Genomic DNA, 17,964 nt, shown 5'->3' on the forward strand with positions numbered 1-17,964 from the left:
CGCCAGAAAAGCAGGCGCGACCAGGGATAGGCCATCAGCTCCTCGGGGAACTTGCCGAAGGTCAGGGCCAGGTCGATCAGGACGCCGGGCCAGTCGGCAGGGCGTCTTCCATAAAACCCAGCAGATAGGCCTCGGCCTTCTTGAACTCGCGGGCCGGGAGCTGGCGGACAACCTGTTCGGGCACGCCGCTGATCAGGCTGACGGCGAAGATGCCGCTTGCCTTGGCGGCGAACGCCTCGATCTCTCCGGCGGTCGGTTCGCGCAGGCTGAGACGTTCCAGCAGGGAGCCGTCGGGCTGTTCCAACGGCTTGCGCAGCGGCACGTCCAGGGTGTCCGGCAGGGCGTCGAGCTGGGCCTGGGTCAGAGCCACGGTCAGGCCTCCGTCACGTCGGCGGAGGACCATTGCACGTCGAAGGCGCCCTCGGAGCCGTCGACCGCCGGCGGTTCCTCGGAGGTGAAGGCGTTGCGGGCGATCACCGTCTTGCCGTTGGCCAGCTCGACCATCGTCGTGACGTTCGTCATGTCGACGAGGTCTTGAATCCTGGTCTTGTTGGAGTCGCGCAGCTTGGCCTTGATCCAGCCGAATTGCGGCGTCTCCTTGTAGCCGTGCGGGCCGTCCATGCCGGAGAGGCCTTCCCGCTTCACCGTCGACACGGAATAGGAGAAGTCGCCGACCAGGGCGTAGGACCGGCCGTCGACGTTCAGATAGGCGACGCCGGCCAGGCGGTTGGTGTTGTCAGCCATGGAGGCCGCTCCTCGTTTGGGGGTCTAGGGACGCCGGGCGGGCCCGTCAGCTCCGGAACTGGGCCAGTAGGGCGAAGACGCGCAGGCCGTTGATCAGGTCGGCGGGCCAGAGCACGTCGACCCGATTGCGGTTGGCGGCGTTGCGCTCGACGATCAGCGCGTCGGCGAAGGCGTCGGCGTTCTCCACCAGGTCCCCCTCGACCGCGCGGTACTGGGCGATCAGCTCGGCGCGGATCATGTTCGGCGTGACGACGGCTGAGCCGGGCGGGACGCGCGTGCCGTTGTCGGCCAGCTTCACGCGGGAATACTTGCTGGTGATCGCGCCCTTCAGGGCGCGCAGCAGGGCCGCCAGGGTGAACAGGGTCTCCACCTGCAGATAGCTGTCGTCGGGCTGGCCGAAGGCGTTGGTCTGGTAGGTGGTGATCAGGTTCTCGATCCGGCAGGTCCCGTCGGGGCCGACCGTGTAGGTGGAGATCCCGTCGAACAGCAGGGTGTTGCGCTGGGCGAGCGTGTCGCGCGAGGCGATCGGCGGGGCCAGGACGTCCAGCTCCAGGGTCTGCAGCGGCCGGGCCGGGTCGGCCTTGAGGCTGACGAAGGCCGCGCCGGCGACGTTGGCCGCCCAGAGCCAGGCCGGCGTCGGGCTGTCGTAGAAGCCCATGACCGCGGCGTGCTGGTCATTGCGCGCATTGCCGAAGGTGGTGCGCGCCGCGACCGTGCCGCGATAGGCGGCGAACACGTGGCCGTAAACCTGGGATTCCCACGACCAGCGGCCGGCGGCGTCGCCGAGCAGGGCTTTCAGCGCGTCGAGCGAGGTCGTGTCGGTGTAGGCCGAGACGATGCAGTCGAAGCGCTCGTCGCCGAGGGCCGCCAGGCCCGTGGTCAGGGTGGGGTTGGTGGCCCCGCCGGACATGGCGGTGATCGTCAGCGTGATCCCGGCCGGGACCGCCTGGCCGTTGCGCGCTCCCAGGTAGTTGACGCGCAGATCGATGTCGTCGCCCGCCAGGCCCTTGTTGCGGGCGGTGATGTCGACCTCGTAGGCGTTCACGCCGTTGACGGCCGCCGTGACCGGCAAGTCGCTGGCGGCGGTGATCGCGGCTGCCGCCGCCGCCGCGAGCTGGGCGGCGGTCATGCCCGAGGTGACGGCCACGGACACCAGCTCGCCGCCCACGTAGAGGCTAAGCACGCCGGCGGCCGTGGCCGTGCCGGTGAAGGACAGCTTGCCCGTGGCGGCGACCGCGGCGTCGTCGTCGGCCAGCGGCAGCACCCACAGCTCGCCGGCGACGTCGCGCTTGCGATACCAGGCGACCATCAGGGCGGCGAGCGAGCCGACGCCGAAGCGCGTCTTGGCCTCGTCGGCCCCGGCGACCTGGATCGGCGTGTCGGCGTCCGCGTCGCCGGCGGCGAGCATCTGGGCGACGATCAGCGCGCGCGGATTATCGACGGAGTCGCCGGCCTTGGAGTTGTCCACCTCGGCGTAGAACAGCGGAACCCGCAGCGCCTGGGGGATGGTGTTGAAAGAGATCGACATGGACGGCGCTCCTTAGGAAGCGGGCTGAGCGGGCGGGGCGGCCTTGACGGCCTTCATTCCGCGGACCTCGACCACGTCGCCGTCGCGCAGGGCGCGGCTCCAGTAGAGGTCGGTGGGCGAGACCTCGACGCCCTCGGCGGGGATGAGCTGCAGGGTGCGGGGATCGCGCACGAGAAGTCCCGGCGCAGGCTTGACGAGCATGGCGGCGTTCCTAGGTGGGCAGGTCGATTTTGAGGGACGGCCCGGTGATCGTGGCGGGCGGCGTCGGCGGATCGGTGAGCCGGGTCGTCACCTGGACCTCGGCGAGGTCATCGTCGGGCGCGGGATAGAAATCGTCGGCGTCCTGGTAGAACTCCAGGCCGAAGACCATGGAGAGCTCGCCGACATACTGGCGGCCGTCCTCGGACACCTTCACGCGCGAACGGACATAGGCGTATTGCTGGATCACGCTCATGACGCAGGGCGCGTTGATGACCGCGATCTCGATCTGGGTGCGCAGGGCGCCGAGCTGGTCCCAGCAGACGCCGGCGCCGACGTCGCCGGTCTCCAGCGGCGCGGTGACCCGCGCGGTCACCGGGACGGCGGCGGTGACCGTGAAGGACGGTGCGCCGATCGCGCCCTGCGAGACCTTGTCGTCGTCGGGCAAGCCGACCAGCACCAGAGGCATGTCCTCGACATTGCTGGGCCACTTGCGGAAGCCGAACACGTTGCCGCCGGCGACGTTGGCCTCGGCCAGGGCCTGGTTGACCCGCTCGGCGAGCTCGTCAGCGCGCATGCTCAGGCGGGACCGACGAAGCCGAGCATCAACAGGATATGGCCGTGGCCGTCGGGCTGGGTGTCGCGGACCATGTAGATTTCGCCCTTCCGCTCGATCAGGGCCTTGTCGCCAAGGGCCGGATCGCGTGCGAGCGCCGCTCGCCTCACGCCCAGGACCGGCATGGTCGTGTTGACCGGCGGCGCGCCTTCGGTGTCCTGCATCACGGCCAGATAGGCCTCGTCGAAAACGGCGTCCGTGAGCGTCACCTGTTCACCCGTCACGTGGGTGTAGACGACGTCCCCCGTCGCGCCGTTCTCGCCGAAGACCCGCATGACCGGCGCGAGCACCTTGGCGTCCCAATCGATGGCCACGGGGATCAGCCCAGGCTCACGCTCGGGCCGGTCACCGCGACAGGCGCGGCGGCGGGATCCTTGAGCACGCCCCTGGCGCGCAGCGCCGCCACCTCGGCGGGCGGCAGGCGCACCGTGGCGCCTGGACCGGCATGCTCGCCATCACCCCAGACGACGGTGCCGCGAGCCACCTCGGCCGCCTCCAACTCGTCGGCGCCCTCGTCGGTCAGGGTCACGGCCTTGCCGGCGGACTTCTTGGGCGCGGCCTTGGGCGCGGCCTTGGGCGCCGCTGCGGCCGTGGCGGTCTCGGCAGGCGCGGCCGCAGCGGCTTGCGCTGCGGCGGTTTCAGCGGCCGACGCCGTTTCGGCGGGCGTGTTCGTGTCTTCGGGCATGGAAGGTCCCTCTCAAGTGAGAAAGTTGGATCGTGGTCGCGCCTGGCGGGGTGATCTCCGCCAGGCGCCGGCGGTCAGATGACGGTCGCCGCCAGGCAGGCGTTGACGCGGCTGGGGATCACGATGGGCGCGGACTGCATCATGATCAGCCGCTGCGCCGGGTCTTCCTGGATCCAGGTCTTCGGCGCATAGGCCATCGGCCCATAGGCGAACTGCGGATCGAGGATCGCCCCGAACGCGCGCGTGCCCATCATGTCGGGACCGCACATGACCACCATGCCGTCCGGCAGCATGGGCTGTTCGACATCATTATCGTCGACGTACCAGTCGTTGTAGAGCCACAGGTCATATTGGCCCCAATGACCCTTGTAGACCGCGCCCTTGGTGATCTGGGCGCCCGGATTGATGCTGTTCGGCGCGTCGCCGAGCTTGGGATAGTAGATCGCCCCCTGGACGCCTTCGGCGTTGAGGAACTTGCTCCACGGGCCGTTGGTGAAGACGATGTCGGTCATCTGCGCGCCGGACTTCTTCAGCACTTGCTGCTGCCAGGTCTCGATATTGGCCGTCGGCACCGGATCGCGGCCGTTCGCCAAGAGGTTGCCGGCGACGCCCCACTTGTTCGAGCCGGTCAGGGTGACGGTGAGGCCAGCGTCGCGCCCGAAGTCCACGACCGTGGTCGGAAAGCCGTCGCCGGCGATCGTCACCGTGCCGCCCATGAGCACGCTGGCGGCCATCCATTCCAGACGGCGGTTCAGCATGTCGATCTGGTCGGTCATCTCGAAGGCGAGGTTGGCCATTTCGCGCTCGGCGGCCGACATCGCTCCGCCGAGCTGTTCACCGATCATCCGGCGGACGGGCTTGCGCAGGTCGGGCGCGCGCTTGTCCTTGATGTAGGCCGGCTTGAACTCGTTGGTCTGGTAGCGCCGTTGCTCGACCAGCTTGCCCTCGACCAGGGGCGAGACGAACGGCGACATGCGGCGCTTGCCGACGTCGACGTCGATCGCCACCGTCTCGCGGTCGGAGGTGATTTCGTTGGGGAAGAACCTGTCCAACAGGAAGTTCTGCGAGGTCTTCAGGTTGGGCACGACCTGAACGAGGGTCGCGGTGTCGTAGGCGAGATTGCCGGTCATGGCGGGCTCCAGATGAAGGGCCGGGGCCGGCGCGCCGGCCCTCAGGGATGGTCAGGGGGTGGGGTTCAGCTCGGGTCGGCGGCGGAGACCGACGACTTGACGAAGATCCCGAGCTGGGCGAGCTGGGCCTTGGCGTCGGCCGTGGTGTGGCCCGTCCCGAGGGTGAGGGCGTTGGCGTTGAACTCGCCCATGCGGTAGACGCCGGCCTGGACGTCGCCGCCGGAGGGATCGGCGTCGTCGGCGAGGATGCAGGTCATGATCTGCGAGCCGTCGCCCGCGTCCTTATCGGACAGCTTGTGCTTCACCACGGCCGAGGAGACGGCGATGGTGAACTTGTCGCCAACCGCGAAGTCGGTCGCCCCGTCCGCCAGGGTGAAGGCCAGGCCGCCGGCGTCGAAGGCGACGGCGACGGCGCCGACGCCGACCACGTGGCCGGCCGGGTCGATCACCTCGAAGTCGCCGGCGTTGGCGGCGGCCTTGGTGATCTGCAGCACATAGACGCCGTCCTGCGCGCCGGCGCCGACGGTCACCGCGCCCATGGCGCCGTCGCCGGTGTTGCCGCCGTCGGCGGCGGCGACGGCGGCGGCCGAGGCCAACACCGCCCCCAGCACCGAACCGCGCTTGAGCGCGGCGGCGCCTGTCAGGGTGACGGTGTCGCTGACGATCTTGAGATCGCCGGCGATGAGCTGGTCGGGAATGTAGGCGTCGGAGGTCATCCCCGGCGCGAAGGCGTTATCGCGATAGTTGGTCATGTGGATCGTCCTTCAGGGTCTGCGGCCGGGGAGGCCGAAGGGGGGCGACGGCTCAGGCCTTGTGGCCGCGGGCCTTGTTCAGGGCGCCGATGATCGCCTTGGCCTTGGCCGCAGGCGCGTTGGCCGGCGTGATGTCGTCGTCGCGGTCGTCCGACCCGAGGGCGGGGACCTGGATGCGCGACATGCGCTGGTGGAGACGGCTGGGCGCCTGGGCCTCGGACGCCTGACCGCCGCCGGCGGCGACGTTCAGCAACGCGATCGCCTCGGCGCTGGTCAGGTCCGTGCCGAAGGCGAGCTGGGCGGCCATGTCCGGACGGACGCCGGCGGCCTTCGCCTGGAAGATCCGGCGGCAGCGGGCGCGCTCGGCGCGACGGCCCGCGCGAGCGGCGCTCGCGACATCCTCGTCGTCGTCCTCCTCCTCGGCGCAGGCCTCGTCTTCGTCGTCGTCTTCGGCCTTGCCCTTCTTGGACTTGCCCTTGCGGCCGTCGGACTTGTTGTCGTCCTCGTCGCCGTCCTCGGCGTTCGGATCGTCGTCGGACTCGTCGTCCTCGGCCTTGCCTTTCTTGGACTTCCGGCTCTTGCGACCGTCGGACTTGTTATCGTCCTCGTCGTCGTCGCCGTCCTCGGCGCGGGCCTCGTCCTCGTCGTCGCGCTCGGGCGCCTCCTCGGCCTTGGCGGCGCGGGGCTTGCGGCCAAGGCCGAGCAGATGGGCGAACGGCATGGTCGCCGCGCCCGACATCAGCGAAGTCTTCATGGCTTTTCCTTGGAAGCTTTTCCGTGGGGGGTGTCAGCCGAGCTCGGCGAGCAGGGCCCGATAGGCGGCGTCAGGCGCCATCACCGCGTCGGCGAGGCCGACGCGCAGGCCGTTCCCGCCCTGGAAGGTCGCGGCCTTCAGGTCGTTGACAGCCCTGGACGTGAGGCCGCGGTTGCGCGCCACGGTCTCGTCGAAGAGGCGGCCCGCCTCGTCGATTTCGGTCTTGAAGGCCCGATAGGCCTCGTCGGAAAGCGGGATCTCCGAATGGCCGTCGGTCTTCCGGTCGGCGCCCTCGGAGGTGATGAAGGTGACCTTGACGCCGAAGTCGGCCAGGCCCTTGGAGACGTCCACGTGCATGGCGATGACGCCGATCGAGCCGGTCCCGCCGGTGCGCGGCACGACGATCCGGTCGGCCGCCGAGGCCAGGGCATAGGCCGCCGAATAGGCGCACTCGTTGAGCACGGCCCAGACCGGCTTTTCGCCGCGGGCGTCGAACATGGCGTCCACCAGGTCGAAGCAACCGGCCACCTCGCCGCCGGGACTGTCGACGTCCAGCATGATGGCGCGCACCTGGTCGTCGGCGACGGCGCCGAGGAACGCCTGGCGCAGGCCGTCGTATCCGGTCAGGCCCCAGAACGAACCCATCCAGCCCAGCCGGTGGAGAAGGACCCCGTCGACACGGATCAGGGCGATCCCGGTGTCGGCGACCATGTCGTAGCCGGGCCAGGGCCGGCGATCGGTGACGCCGGGACCGAAGGCGCCCGCAGCGAGCATGCCAGCGTCCGCCTCCATCGTCGGCGCGCGGGCCGCCTCGGCCATGGCGGCGACAAGGGCCTGGGCGCGGCCACGATGCAGGGCGATCGGCGTGTTGAAGAGCCGCCGCGCCAGAAGGGGATAGGGGTTCACTGTTCCTCCGGCGTGGTGGGCTTGCGGGCCGCGTCGCGGGCGGGCTGGGCCTGCGCCCAGGAGGGCGCCGGGATGCCGTGCTCCTTGAACAGGCGCAGCTCCTGCGCGCGCTCCTCCAGCACCTCGTCCAGGTCCTGGCCTTGCTCGGCCAGCTCGCGCGAGTGGGTGGTGAGGGCGCCGTCGAGACGCAGGATCGCGCCGGCCGGCTCGTCGACCGGGTCCATCCAGCCGAGGCCGGGACCGAGCCAGACGGCCCGGCCGTAGGCGGCGCGGCATTCGTGGAACGGCGGCGCGCCGGGCGGCAGCGGCGGGTCGTCCAGCTCCATCGACTCCTCGAGCCAGGCCCCATAGATCGGTTGGGCGAAGCCGACGGCGAAATCGGTGCGGCGGCGGGTGGAGGTTTTCCAGAACTCCAGCAGCGCGCCGCGGGCGGAGGAATAGTTCACGTCCGACCAGTCGTTGCTGGCCTGCTGGGCCGAGACGCCGGCGGCCGAGGCGGCGTTGCGCAGCACCGCCTTCTCGAACGCGGCGTAGTTGCCGGAGGGCCGCGTGGCGGCGACCGTGCCGATCTTCTCGCCGGGAAACAGCGTCGGCATGCGCACGCCGCCGATCGCCAGGCGGCGCTCGTCGTGGAACTCGGAACGCAGTGTCTGGTAGCGGCCGAGGTCTTCGGTCCCGCCCAGGGCGTCGGCGATCAGCTCGTGATCGAACGGGCTTTCGATGTAGGCGCCGAAGATGGCGTTGACGAGCGCCTGGTCCAGCTCGGCGCCGTCATAGCGGAAGAGCATCTTCAGGCGCTGCAGCACCGGCGTGAGGATCCCGGCGCCGCCGCGGTGCTGGCTCGCGCGCGTACGTTCGAAGTCGTGCACGACTAGGAGCCGGCCGAACTCGGTCTCGCGGGGGACGCGTTCCCAAGTGACGCTGTCGGGACCGGCCCACCAATCGCCCTGGTGCGCCTTGCGGAAGTGGTAGGCGATCGCGACCTGGCGTTCGTCGATCTCCACGCCGCCGCGGACGTAGCGCGTGTCGTAACGAAGTTGCGGATTCGATAGGCGGTCGGGATCGACCAGGTCGACGGCCGTGGCGTAGCTGGCGCGGCCCTCGCCGATCCGATCCGGCAGCCATGGCAGCAGCGCCACGGCGTCGCCGTCGACGATCTTGTGGCGGAAGCCCACCGCCAGGATCTGCGGAATGGTCATGCCCCGCGCCGCATCACAGTAGCGGCCGGGATCCATCGACCAGGCGCGATAGTTGGCCTTGGCGTGGGAGGCGTATTCGGCGGCCCAGTCGGCGTCGAAGCGCTTGTCGCCAGTGTAGGCGGCCAGGAACTTGAAGTCCGGCTTGGGGACGGGGTGGAAGTTTCCGCCGACCGCGTTGTCGAGGACGCGGGTGACGATGCCCGAGGACCAGCCGTCGTTGCGCACCATGTCGCGCACGCGCGCGACGATGCGATCCCGGAAGATGTTGAGCTCGTTGTCGGCCGACCAGAGGTAGGGCCGCCACAGGGCGCCGTGCTCGCCGGAAACGTCGGCGGCGTCATACGGCGTGTTCGTTCCGCCGGCGAGGCCGTGCGCCCGCGGGCGCGGGGCGACCATCGGCTGGCCGCGCGCGTCGAGCACGCGCACGGGATTGGCCGGCTGAACGCTCAACGGTAGGCGAGCCGGATCGGGCGGCGCGCGCGCGTGGTGACGCCCAGCGCCTGCTGGAGCTGACGGATCAGCATCTGGAGCTGGGCCATGTTGGTGCGGGTGTAGGTGACGGCTTTGACGCCGTCGCCCTGGGTGTAGGAGAAGCTTTCGCCCTGCGAGCCCGTCGCCAGGTTGAGATAGGCGAGCTGGGCGTTGGCCAGGGCGGCCCGGAGCTGCGCCTCGGTCATGCCCGCCAGCAGGCCCACGGGGGTGTCGCAGGACATAGGCGCTCCTTTGCGGCTGGGTGCGAGCGGCGCTCGCGTGGTCAGGCCAGGCGCTTGGCGACCGACGCCTTGGCCGCCGGCGCCGGGGTCTCGGCGGCGGCCTGGGGCGTGAACACCGAACTGGATTCGTCCCATTCGGCCGCCCAGCCCGGAGGCCGGGTCCAGTCGATGCGCGACAGGCCGTGCAGGTCGGCGACGACGTGCGTGAGCACCATCAGGTCCAGCGCCTCGTTGCGCATATGCGGCGCGATCTTTTCCCAGCGCCCGGACTTGTCGGGCCGCTCTGAGACCAGTTGCTCGAACCACACGTGCGGCGTGGCCGTGGACTTCAGCGCCGCCGGAAAGTGCACGTAGCTGTCGCCCGGCTCGGCGCGCTGAAGCTGGCCGGCGAGGTCTTCCTTGAAGATGTTCGGGTTGAACAGGGCCACCGGCACTTCGCCGCGAGCGGACGCCTTGTTCGACTTGCGGGCGGTGTCCGGATAGCTGACCGACAGGCGCGGCGCGCGCAGGCCGGTGGCGCCCTTGGTCGGAATGATGGTCCAGGCCTCGCGTCCGCCGATCTGGCCGACCCGGCGGGTGCGGCTGGCCTTGCGCCAGCGCCGCCAGGCTGCGTAGGCGTTGGCCGCGACGCCCGGCTGACCGCCGGAGTCGTAGCCCATGGCCCGCGGCTTCATCAGCCGGCCGGAGCCGTCGGCCAGCGGATAGCCGCGATCGAACAGGGCCAACAGCCGTTCCCAGTCGTCCGGCGAGGTGGCGGGATCGACCGCCTTGGCGGTCTTGTCGTCGGCGGCGATGCGGCCGGTGTCGACGATCCAGCTTTCGCCGCCGGGGCCGAAGCCGCGCACCAGGTACTCGAAGCCCCAGATCTGCACGTCGACGGCGACGATCAGGAAGCGCACGCCCTCGGGCACGACGCCCAGCTTCAGGCCCGGCTCGGCGCGGTCGACCAGGTCCTCGGCGGCGATCGAGCCGGCGGCGCGGGGCGGCGTGTAGGGAACGCCCCATTTCTTGACCACCACCTGGCGCAGCGGACCGTCGTCGCCGTCGGCCAGTCGGGCGCGATCGGCCTTCACGTACTCGCGGGCCAGGCCGCCGATCCCGCCCAGGACGAAGGGCGACATGGCGCCGACGATCCAGAAGCCGGCGGTGTCGCGCTTGACGAGCTCGCCGGTCACCACGCCGTCCTCGGAGATCGCCTGGCCCTCGCCGATCCAGCCGCCGAACGGCGCGTGGAAGGCGGCGAGGTTCATGGCCTTGCGATGGTGGTCCTCGACCACGCAGCCGTTGACCGGACAAAGCAGATGCGCCTGGCGCTCGACCTCGTCCAGCGGGACGTCCTCGTCGGAGGGGAACTCCAGGGTCATGACCCTGTCGGCGATCGGGGCCGGCGAGGACCACGCCCCGCAGTGGGGACAGGGCCAGTACCAGACGCAGCGGGTGCTGTCGGCGAAGATGGCCATGACGCCCGAGGTCCAATCCTTGGCCCGATCGAGGCCGCGGGCGAGGTCGGGGTGGCTGAGCGCCAGCAGCTTGGACTGGCGGCCGAAGGTCTGGCGGCGCACGTCCAAAACCGGCTTGACGTCGCCGAGCCACTGGTAGTTGTCGATTTCGTCGGCGACGATGCGCGGGGCCGACTTGTTGATGATCGTCCGCGGCCCGAAAGCCAGGAACTCCACCGACATGCCCTGGAAGCGCTTGAAGTGCAGGCTGTCGTCGACCGGCCGGCGGCCCTGCTTTCGGCGCAGGATCTCGTGCTCGTCGATGAACGGGTTGATGCGGGCCTTGACGTAGCTTTCGACGCCGTCGTCGCTCTGCATGTACCAGAGGAAGTCACCGGGGGCGGTGTCGATCGAGTGACCTAGCCAGTTCTCGGCGATGACGGTCTTGGCGACCTGGCCGGGGCCGACCACGGCGACGGTCAGGTAGTCCAGCGAGGTCAGGCAGCGGCTCGGCTCGACCGTATAGGGGGCCAGGTCGTGGGTGTAGCGGCCGACGTGGCCGCCGCCGGCGTTGGACATCCAGCGCTTGCGCTCGGCCCAGGTGGCCACGTCCAGGCGCTCCGGGGGCAGGAGGTCGGCGAAGAGGTCGAGCACCAGGCGCGGGGCCGAGGCATAGGCGACGTCACTCATCGGGCGAGGCCGGCTCGAGCACGTCGCGGAGCTGGGCGAAGAAGGCCCGGCGGGCGTCTTCGATCTCCTGGCGGACCACCAGACCGGCCGATTCCGGCAGGGACAGGCGGCGCACCAGAATGTCCGGCAGGGCGTTGAGCGAGGTCGCCAGCTTGGTCACGGCGGTGGAGAGGGCGATCTTCAGGTCGGCGGCGTCGACCAGCTCGCCGCGGCTCTTGCGAAGGCGATCCTCCAGCAGGGCCGCCTGGACGCTGTCGCGGCGCTGGCGGGCGGTGGCCTCGCCCTGGTGCGCCACACGGGCGAGCGGCGCGGGCTGTTCGGGCGCGGGGGCGTCGGCCATCGCCTCGTCGCCGTCGTCGTCGATCGCCGGCGGCGGATCGTCCAGACCGAGGTAGGCGAACACGTCGGCGGCGTCGAACTCCCAACCGCCGCGCTGGTCGCCGCGCTGACGGATCGGGAAGGCGGCGTCCTGGTCGATGCGCCGGTCGAGCGTCGGACGCGACCAGCCCAGCAGGCCGCAGAGTTGTTTCTTGCCGACGATGCGCGGGGCCTCGCCGGCGACCGCCTGCGCCGTCGCCGCCATGCTCACCTCGTGTCATGCGGACACGCCCCGGACTCGGTCGCGTGTAAGGCGACGTGTCACGTGTCACGCGTTTTTTTTGCTCAGCCGGTCCGAAAGAACGCGCGCGGAAAATGCCCCCGTAGCTTTGAGGGTCTGGGAAGGACCCGCGGGCGCTATCGGGCTGTGGCGAGCGCGGCGGCCAGCGCCTTGGTGAACTCCGGCCCGGCGTGGGCGTTGATCACCTTCTCAGCGCGCTCGAAGTAGTGGAGGCGCGGGGCCAGCGGCGCCGGGTCGGCGAAGCGGATCAGCAGCTTGAGGCCGCCGGCCTTGCCCTTCCCCGAGGGCGAGCGTTGCCACACGCCGGAGACCTCGCCGCCGCGCTTCAGCCGGACCTTTCCCACGAAGACGTTGGGCTTGGCCTTCAGCGCGGCCAGCTTGCCGCGCGGCAGGTTGCCGTAGGCGTTGAGCGCGATGTTGCGGGGCTTCAGGATCGCCCGCTTGGAGCCCAGCACCTGGCGGCCGCCGGACAGGAAAGGTTCGAGATAGCGGGCCTGGATATCCTTGGCGAAGACGATCGCCACCGGGTTGTCCTTGCGCGCCGCCTTCACGGCGAACGCCCGCATGGTGAAGGGCGAAGGCCGATCGAACACCGACGGCAGGGCGTCGGTCTCGGCCTTGGCCACGTGCTTGGCCAGGGCCGTGGTCGCCTGGGCGATCGCGAACGGGAGCTGGCGCTCCTCGATCAGGGTCAGGTTGCGGCTCAGCGCCCGGTATTCGGCCCGCAGGCTCAGCCTCACCTGACGCCCTCCCGCCCGGTCACGAAAAACCCGCCTCGGCGGAACCGGGCGGGCTTCGGTCGCAAATCTCAGCGATGCGCTTTTCATGCGCTTATCGGTCCCTGATTCGCAACCCCCCCATTTTCGCCACGACGTCCTTCGCGGCCTCGACCGCATCCAGCGCGCGGATCAGCGCCTCGCGATAGGCGGTCCTGGCGCTGCCGCTGGCCGCCAACTGCGAGATCGTCAGCCCTTCGCCGGCCACCTTCTGGAGCACGAACAGCTCGCGGCCATCGACGCGGGCCTCCAGCACGAAGCGATCGAAGTGGTTCAGGCGCGCGGAGAGATAGAGGGTCTGCAGCATCGCCGGATCGGCCTTGCCGCCGTCCACGTTGGCCCCGGCGTTGGCGAGACAAGATTTCAGCCCCTCGCGCTCGCGCTCATAGGCGATCCGGTAGGCCAGGCCCGCATGGTACTGGCCAACGGTGATCGCACCGGCGCCATAGAGCGTCTTCAGGCCATCGTGGTTGCGAATGCGCAGCACGTTGGCCGCCCGCTTCTCGCCGCGCCCGACGTCGACCACCCCTTCGGCCAAGGTCTCCGCATCGACCGCGAGCTCCGCTCGCGCCTGCGCAGGCGTCATGTGGCCGACGGCGACGGCGACGGCCAGGTCCAGGCCCTTCTGCCGCATCAGCCGTTCGGCGACCTGGTCGCGCACGGCCTCGCGCGCCGCCAGGCCCTTGGGCTCGCCGGCGGCCGCCACCTTCACGACCACGCCGGCCGCCTTGCCATGGCGGGGCTGCGCCGGGTTCCGGCGACGGTGCTCGGCGCGGGCGCGCTTGGCCGGCGACAGGCGGCTTTTCTTGCTCATCGCGCCCCTCCAAAGGCGTCGGAACGCAGCGGAACGCGGCCGTTCCGGAGTGCGTTCCTGGTTATTTCTTTGAAATTGTTATTGAAAATAGACATTGGAACGGTTGGAACGCTCGGAACGCACCACGCCTCGTGCGCGCTCGCGCTCACTCCCGAGGCCCTGATCTGCGTTCCGAGCGTTCCGGCGTTCCGGTCGGGCGGTTTTCGCTTACCACTCAATGTCTTGCTCCGGAACGTTCCCCGGAACGTGGCCGTTCTCGCGGCCCGCGGAAGCCCGGACAGGGCTCTCCAACCAGGGGGTGAGGGGGATGGCGAGGCCGCGTTGCTTCACACCGACGCCGTAGTTCAGCGGCTTGGACGGCCAGGTCGCGAACTCGGGACCGAGGGCGTCGACATAGGACAGGGTCCGCCGCCACTCCGCCCAGGCCGTGCGTTCGAAGATCCGGGTCAGCACCGGATGGTGGTTGGCGACCAGCAGCCAGGGACCGGGCCGATCGCCATAGGCCCCGCGCCATAGCCGCAGGCCGCAGCTCTTGAGCGTGTCCTCGACATCGTTGTCGCCGTCGACCCAGCGCCGGATCAGGTCGCCCATGGTCTGGCGGCGATCGGACCGGAAGACGCCCGCGTCGGCCGCCATCAGGTGGGCCAGCGCGTCGGCGCCGGGATTCGAGACCACCTCGCTCGCCTCGCGCTGCACCAGCAGCGGGCGCCAGAAGGCCGCCTCGTCGTCGGCCGCCTCCGGTCCCAACGGCTCATCGAACAGCAGCAGGCGCCGTCCCGCCGCGAGCATGGCGGTCAGATCGGCCGCGCGCGGACTCTCCCCGGCGCGCAGCAGCGCCGCCTTCAGCTCGCCGACGTCGCTGCGATAGCGCCATGCGCCCGCCAGGGCGCGCGCCAGCAGGCCGCCGGCGAGACGCTGGGCCTCGGCCATCACCTCGGCGAGCTGGCCGTCTGAGACCGGCCTGGGCTTCGGCGTCCCGGCCGGCAGGTCCGATCCCGACAGCGGCAGAAGCCGCACCTCCACGATCCGGCTGGCGTCGGCCGGGCCCAAGCGCGGCGGGTTGATGGCCGCCAGCATCACCGCGCCGACGGCCGTCTGCGTCACCGACCCGCCGCCCACGTCGCCCTGCTTGCGCGTACCGCCCGAGCCGGTCGACATGCGCCGCAGCAGCTCCAGCGCTCGCTCAACCACGCCCGGCCCCTGACCGCCCGGCGTGGCCTCGGCCTCGTCCAGCAACACCGGCCGGGCCATACCGGCCAGGTCGTTGCGCAGGCCAGCCTCGGAAAAGCTGTCGACCACGTCGCCGGCCAGCGCCGACAGCAGGGCGTGGACGAATTCGATCAGGGTCGACTTGCCCGAGCCGGCCAGGGCGTTGACCAGGAGGTGGCCGCGGAACGGCGCCACCGCGCCCAGCAGCGCCGCCATCAGCCAACCGGCCACCACGTCGCCGCCGGTCAGCCCGTCGTCGCCGATCGGCGCGAACCGCCAAAGATCGAGCGTCCGCCGCACCCACTGGCCGTCGAGCGCCGAGCCGGCCTCGCCCGGCCGGGGGGCCGGGGGGCGCAGGCGGTAGAGCGGCCCCCGCCGCGCCCGCAGCGCCTCCACGATCGGCCGTTCCACGCGCTCGCCGTCGGCGGTCAGCGACCACACCTCGTCGCCGACGTGCAGGATCAGCGCTCCAGCTTCCCCCGGCCATACACCGAGCGAGCGGATCGGCCGGTTGGCGTCCCAATAGCCCGCTTCACGGCACTTGCGGACGAACCACATGCTGGCCAGGTCGCGCTGAAACTTGTCGTCGCTGTCGCGCCAATAGCCGAGGAACGCCGCGCCCGCCTGGCAGGCGAAAATGTCCGTGCGCAGCATGGTCCCGATCTTGGAGGCCAGCTCCTGGCGGATTTCGCCCTCGGGCATGGCGAACACCACCTTGCCGCCGACGAAACCCAGCGGCACGACCGGACACTCGGTCAGGTCGGGATTGGGGAAGACGCCGAGCCGCCGTTCGCTGCCCTCCGGCGCGTTTTGCATGTCCTCTCCCGCCAGGGGCTCATAGCCGCCAAGACCGCTCACTCACCACGCTCCCGCGCCAGCACACGGCGCAACTCGTCATTGAAATCGCACTTCATGGGCGGAGCGATCGCCCGCGCCCGGCCCCAGCCGGCGGCGCGCCAGCCGGCCACCGCCAGGCGTCCGCAGAGGCGCGCGCGGGCTTCCGGGGTCAGGTTGAACCAGCAGGTCTTTCCCCGCCGGCTGCGGCCTTTCACGCGGACCTCGCTCATGTCCCGGTCGACGCCGATCACCACCTCGCCGCAGTCTTCGATCGGCGGCCAGGTGAACGGCGGCGAGGCCGGGTCCGGCTGGGGCTCGAACGGGTCGATCCGGCCGTCGTCGTCGCGCGCCAGGCCTCCTTGCAGGCGGTTCAGCGACAGCGCCGCGCAGGCGCGCATCGGCACGCCTGCGCGCCACGCCAAGGCCGCGACCGAGAGCGCGGTCTCGATCCCCTCGGCCACCACCAGGTCGCCCTCGCCCGACGGGCCGATCAGCCATGCGCCGCCGGGACGTCCCTCGCGGTCGAGCTGCGCGCCCCACATGCGCTTGGCGGGCGCCAGGGCCGCCTTGCCCTGCCCGTCGCGCGCCAGATAGGTGGCGTGGACGCCGCCGGTGGGCCCGCTGGCGGTGACGACCTGGGCCAGCATCGCCGGCGCGGTGATCCACGCGCCCCGCGCCGCGTCCCATCCCCACTTGGCATGCGGGTGATAGCGCAGGTTGGGCGAAGCCGCGGCGATCAGCTCGCGCGGCGCTCCCCGCGCGGCGAGGTAGCGCGCCGCCAGCGTGCCCTCGATCCCGACACGCGCCTCGCGCAGCAGCTCGGCCGCCACGCGCTCAGAGGTGCTGGGCTTGTCGGCCGCCTTGACCACGGCGGCCCGTGGGCGCGGCGCGGCATGCGGAACATCGCCGCCCGTGAGCCGCCGGGCGGCTTCCGCCGGCGTGCCGCCGCGCAGCTCGCGCTCGAGGTCGACCACGTCGCCGTGGGCGCCGCAGCCATAGCAGCGGAAAGTCTCCTTCTGGAGCTTGATCGCGAACGGCGGCGAGGCCGACTTGGCGCCCGCCCCGCACAGCGGACAGCCGCCGCGCAGCTCATGGCCGGAGCGGCGCAGCTTCACGCCCTCGCGCTCCGTCAGCTCCTGCAGCGTGATCGCCCCGCGCGCGGCGTCGAACAGGCCCGCCGTGCGAGCGGCGCTCGCATAGACGGTCATGGCTGCGCCCTGATCGATTGGCGTCGGCCGGCGGCAGTCAGGCGCGCCGCCGCCAATACTCGACCGCAACCTCGCGTGACCCGCACTCGGGACCGTAGCTCCAGCATTGGAAGCAACCGACCGCCCAAGTTTGCGAGCCGCGCCCGAGCACGCCGGCTCGACGCACAAAGAAGAGCCCTACGCCGCCGCAGAATGGGCAGGCGGCGCCAACGGCGGCGTTGGCGCCATCTAGGAAACCTTCGGTGCGCGACCTCTTTAGGAACACCACATTCATCCTCCCTCGGCTCGCAGCGGCGCACTTGGGCAAAAGGTCTCGCCTGGAAATATTTCCAATAGTTATATTCATCCTTGCCGGAAATATCACCCTGGGTTATATTCTCCCCATGAAAGAGATCGCCTTCACCGCCCCCGCCCGCCGCCAGTTCCGGGCTCTGCCCCAGGACATTCAGGCGCAAATCCGGGCCAAGCTGGCGCGCTACGCCGAAACCGGCGCTGGCGACGTGACGGCGCTCCAGGGCGTGGCGGGCTTCCGCCTGCGCCACCGCGACTACCGGGCGATCTTCGTGGAGACCGAGACCGCCCTCGAAATCCGCGCGGTGGGCCACCGCCGCGACATCTACCGCTGAGACCGCAGAAAGGAACGACCGATGGCCGTCCAATTCATCAAGACCGAGGCCGGCGAGGAGCTGGCCGTCCTGTCCCGCCGCGACTACGACGCGCTCCTGGCCCGCGCCGGCGACGCCGCCGCCGAGGACCGCATGAGCGCCGACATCGTCCGCGCCAGCGAGGGCGAAACCGCCCTGCCCGAAGCCGTGTGGGAGAAGATCGAGGCCGGCGAACACCCGATCCGCGCCGTGCGCGAGTGGCGCGGCCTGACCCAGGCCGAACTCGCCCAGGCCGCCGGCATCAAGCAGAGCTACGTCTCGGCCCTGGAGGGCCGCCTGAAGGCCGGATCGACCGAAACGCTCCGCAGGCTCGCCAGCGCCCTGCGCGTCACCTTGGACGTGCTGGTGGCAGACTCCATGGTCGCGGCCATGACCTCGCTCGCTCAGGCCGCCGGCGCGCTGATCACAGCCGCCCAAGCGGCGCATGGCGAAGATGCGGCCGGGGTCGAGGCGGTCACGCCGGCGGACGACTGAGGCGGCCA

At 70.7% G+C, this 17,964-nt stretch carries 21 protein-coding genes; 2 read left to right on the top strand and 19 right to left on the bottom strand.

The features are described from left to right. Positions 1-76 precede the first annotated feature (76 nt). The 19 genes from ACE3TA_RS08445 to ACE3TA_RS08535 all read right to left on the bottom strand — a co-directional run bounded on the left by ACE3TA_RS08445 (position 77) and on the right by ACE3TA_RS08535 (position 16,817). Positions 77-370 (bottom strand): phage tail assembly protein, encoded by a 294-nt coding sequence (locus tag ACE3TA_RS08445; RefSeq protein ID WP_374572521.1) that lies wholly within the window; start codon positions 368-370, stop codon positions 77-79. A gap of 2 nt (positions 371-372) precedes the next feature. After that, positions 373-744 (bottom strand): phage tail tube protein, encoded by a 372-nt coding sequence (locus ACE3TA_RS08450; RefSeq protein WP_374572523.1) that lies wholly within the window; start codon positions 742-744, stop codon positions 373-375. A gap of 46 nt (positions 745-790) precedes the next feature. Continuing rightward, positions 791-2,272, bottom strand: coding sequence for a phage tail sheath subtilisin-like domain-containing protein (locus tag ACE3TA_RS08455; protein ID WP_374572526.1), 1,482 nt, complete (start codon positions 2,270-2,272; stop codon positions 791-793). 12 nt (positions 2,273-2,284) lie between these two features. After that, positions 2,285-2,473 (bottom strand): DUF2635 domain-containing protein, encoded by a 189-nt coding sequence (locus ACE3TA_RS08460; RefSeq protein WP_374572528.1) that lies wholly within the window; start codon positions 2,471-2,473, stop codon positions 2,285-2,287. Positions 2,474-2,483: 10 nt separating this feature from the next. Further along, on the bottom strand, positions 2,484-3,047 hold the full coding sequence (locus tag ACE3TA_RS08465; protein ID WP_374572530.1) for a hypothetical protein: 564 nt from the start codon (positions 3,045-3,047) through the stop codon (positions 2,484-2,486). Positions 3,048-3,049: 2 nt separating this feature from the next. Then, on the bottom strand, positions 3,050-3,400 hold the full coding sequence (locus ACE3TA_RS08470) for a hypothetical protein (protein WP_374572532.1): 351 nt from the start codon (positions 3,398-3,400) through the stop codon (positions 3,050-3,052). Positions 3,401-3,405: 5 nt separating this feature from the next. Continuing rightward, positions 3,406-3,771 carry a hypothetical protein gene (locus tag ACE3TA_RS08475; protein ID WP_374572534.1) on the bottom strand — a complete coding sequence of 122 codons (366 nt, stop codon included), beginning with the start codon at positions 3,769-3,771 and terminating at the stop codon, positions 3,406-3,408. 74 nt (positions 3,772-3,845) lie between these two features. Beyond that, on the bottom strand, positions 3,846-4,901 hold the full coding sequence (locus tag ACE3TA_RS08480) for a major capsid protein (RefSeq protein WP_374572537.1): 1,056 nt from the start codon (positions 4,899-4,901) through the stop codon (positions 3,846-3,848). Positions 4,902-4,966: 65 nt separating this feature from the next. Next, positions 4,967-5,653: a head decoration protein gene (locus ACE3TA_RS08485; RefSeq protein ID WP_374572539.1), complete on the bottom strand. Its 687-nt coding sequence runs from the start codon at positions 5,651-5,653 to the stop codon at positions 4,967-4,969. Positions 5,654-5,705: 52 nt separating this feature from the next. After that, on the bottom strand, positions 5,706-6,407 hold the full coding sequence (locus ACE3TA_RS08490; protein ID WP_374572542.1) for a hypothetical protein: 702 nt from the start codon (positions 6,405-6,407) through the stop codon (positions 5,706-5,708). 33 nt (positions 6,408-6,440) lie between these two features. Next, positions 6,441-7,313: a S49 family peptidase gene (locus tag ACE3TA_RS08495; protein WP_374572544.1), complete on the bottom strand. Its 873-nt coding sequence runs from the start codon at positions 7,311-7,313 to the stop codon at positions 6,441-6,443. Beyond that, positions 7,310-8,962: a phage portal protein gene (locus tag ACE3TA_RS08500; protein ID WP_374572546.1), complete on the bottom strand. Its 1,653-nt coding sequence runs from the start codon at positions 8,960-8,962 to the stop codon at positions 7,310-7,312. The genes ACE3TA_RS08495 and ACE3TA_RS08500 overlap by 4 nt, the downstream gene beginning before the upstream one ends. Next, a complete protein-coding gene (gene gpW / locus ACE3TA_RS08505) occupies positions 8,959-9,225 on the bottom strand; it encodes a gpW family head-tail joining protein (protein WP_374572548.1) in 267 nt (88 codons plus the stop codon). The genes ACE3TA_RS08500 and gpW overlap by 4 nt, the downstream gene beginning before the upstream one ends. Positions 9,226-9,266: 41 nt before the next feature. Then, positions 9,267-11,354, bottom strand: coding sequence for a terminase gpA endonuclease subunit (locus ACE3TA_RS08510; protein WP_374572550.1), 2,088 nt, complete (start codon positions 11,352-11,354; stop codon positions 9,267-9,269). After that, on the bottom strand, positions 11,347-11,937 hold the full coding sequence (locus ACE3TA_RS08515) for a hypothetical protein (RefSeq protein ID WP_374572552.1): 591 nt from the start codon (positions 11,935-11,937) through the stop codon (positions 11,347-11,349). The genes ACE3TA_RS08510 and ACE3TA_RS08515 overlap by 8 nt, the downstream gene beginning before the upstream one ends. A gap of 152 nt (positions 11,938-12,089) precedes the next feature. After that, positions 12,090-12,713, bottom strand: a complete 624-nt coding sequence (locus ACE3TA_RS08520; RefSeq protein WP_374572554.1) for a hypothetical protein — start codon at positions 12,711-12,713, stop codon at positions 12,090-12,092. 91 nt (positions 12,714-12,804) lie between these two features. Beyond that, on the bottom strand, positions 12,805-13,563 hold the full coding sequence (locus tag ACE3TA_RS08525) for a hypothetical protein (RefSeq protein WP_374572556.1): 759 nt from the start codon (positions 13,561-13,563) through the stop codon (positions 12,805-12,807). Between the two features lie 207 nt (positions 13,564-13,770). Continuing rightward, positions 13,771-15,588 (bottom strand): hypothetical protein, encoded by a 1,818-nt coding sequence (locus tag ACE3TA_RS08530; protein ID WP_374572558.1) that lies wholly within the window; start codon positions 15,586-15,588, stop codon positions 13,771-13,773. 38 nt (positions 15,589-15,626) lie between these two features. Next, entirely contained in the window at positions 15,627-16,817 is a 1,191-nt protein-coding gene (locus ACE3TA_RS08535; protein WP_374572560.1) for a CHC2 zinc finger domain-containing protein, read from the bottom strand. 383 nt (positions 16,818-17,200) lie between these two features. Between ACE3TA_RS08535 and ACE3TA_RS08540 the strand changes: the two genes are divergently transcribed. Then, positions 17,201-17,443 carry a type II toxin-antitoxin system RelE/ParE family toxin gene (locus ACE3TA_RS08540; RefSeq protein ID WP_374572562.1) on the top strand — a complete coding sequence of 81 codons (243 nt, stop codon included), beginning with the start codon at positions 17,201-17,203 and terminating at the stop codon, positions 17,441-17,443. Positions 17,444-17,464: 21 nt separating this feature from the next. Then, positions 17,465-17,956 (top strand): helix-turn-helix domain-containing protein, encoded by a 492-nt coding sequence (locus ACE3TA_RS08545; protein WP_374572564.1) that lies wholly within the window; start codon positions 17,465-17,467, stop codon positions 17,954-17,956. Positions 17,957-17,964: the final 8 nt, after the last annotated feature.

It is taken from the genome of Phenylobacterium sp. (assembly GCF_041916435.1).
Lineage (GTDB): Bacteria > Pseudomonadota > Alphaproteobacteria > Caulobacterales > Caulobacteraceae > Phenylobacterium.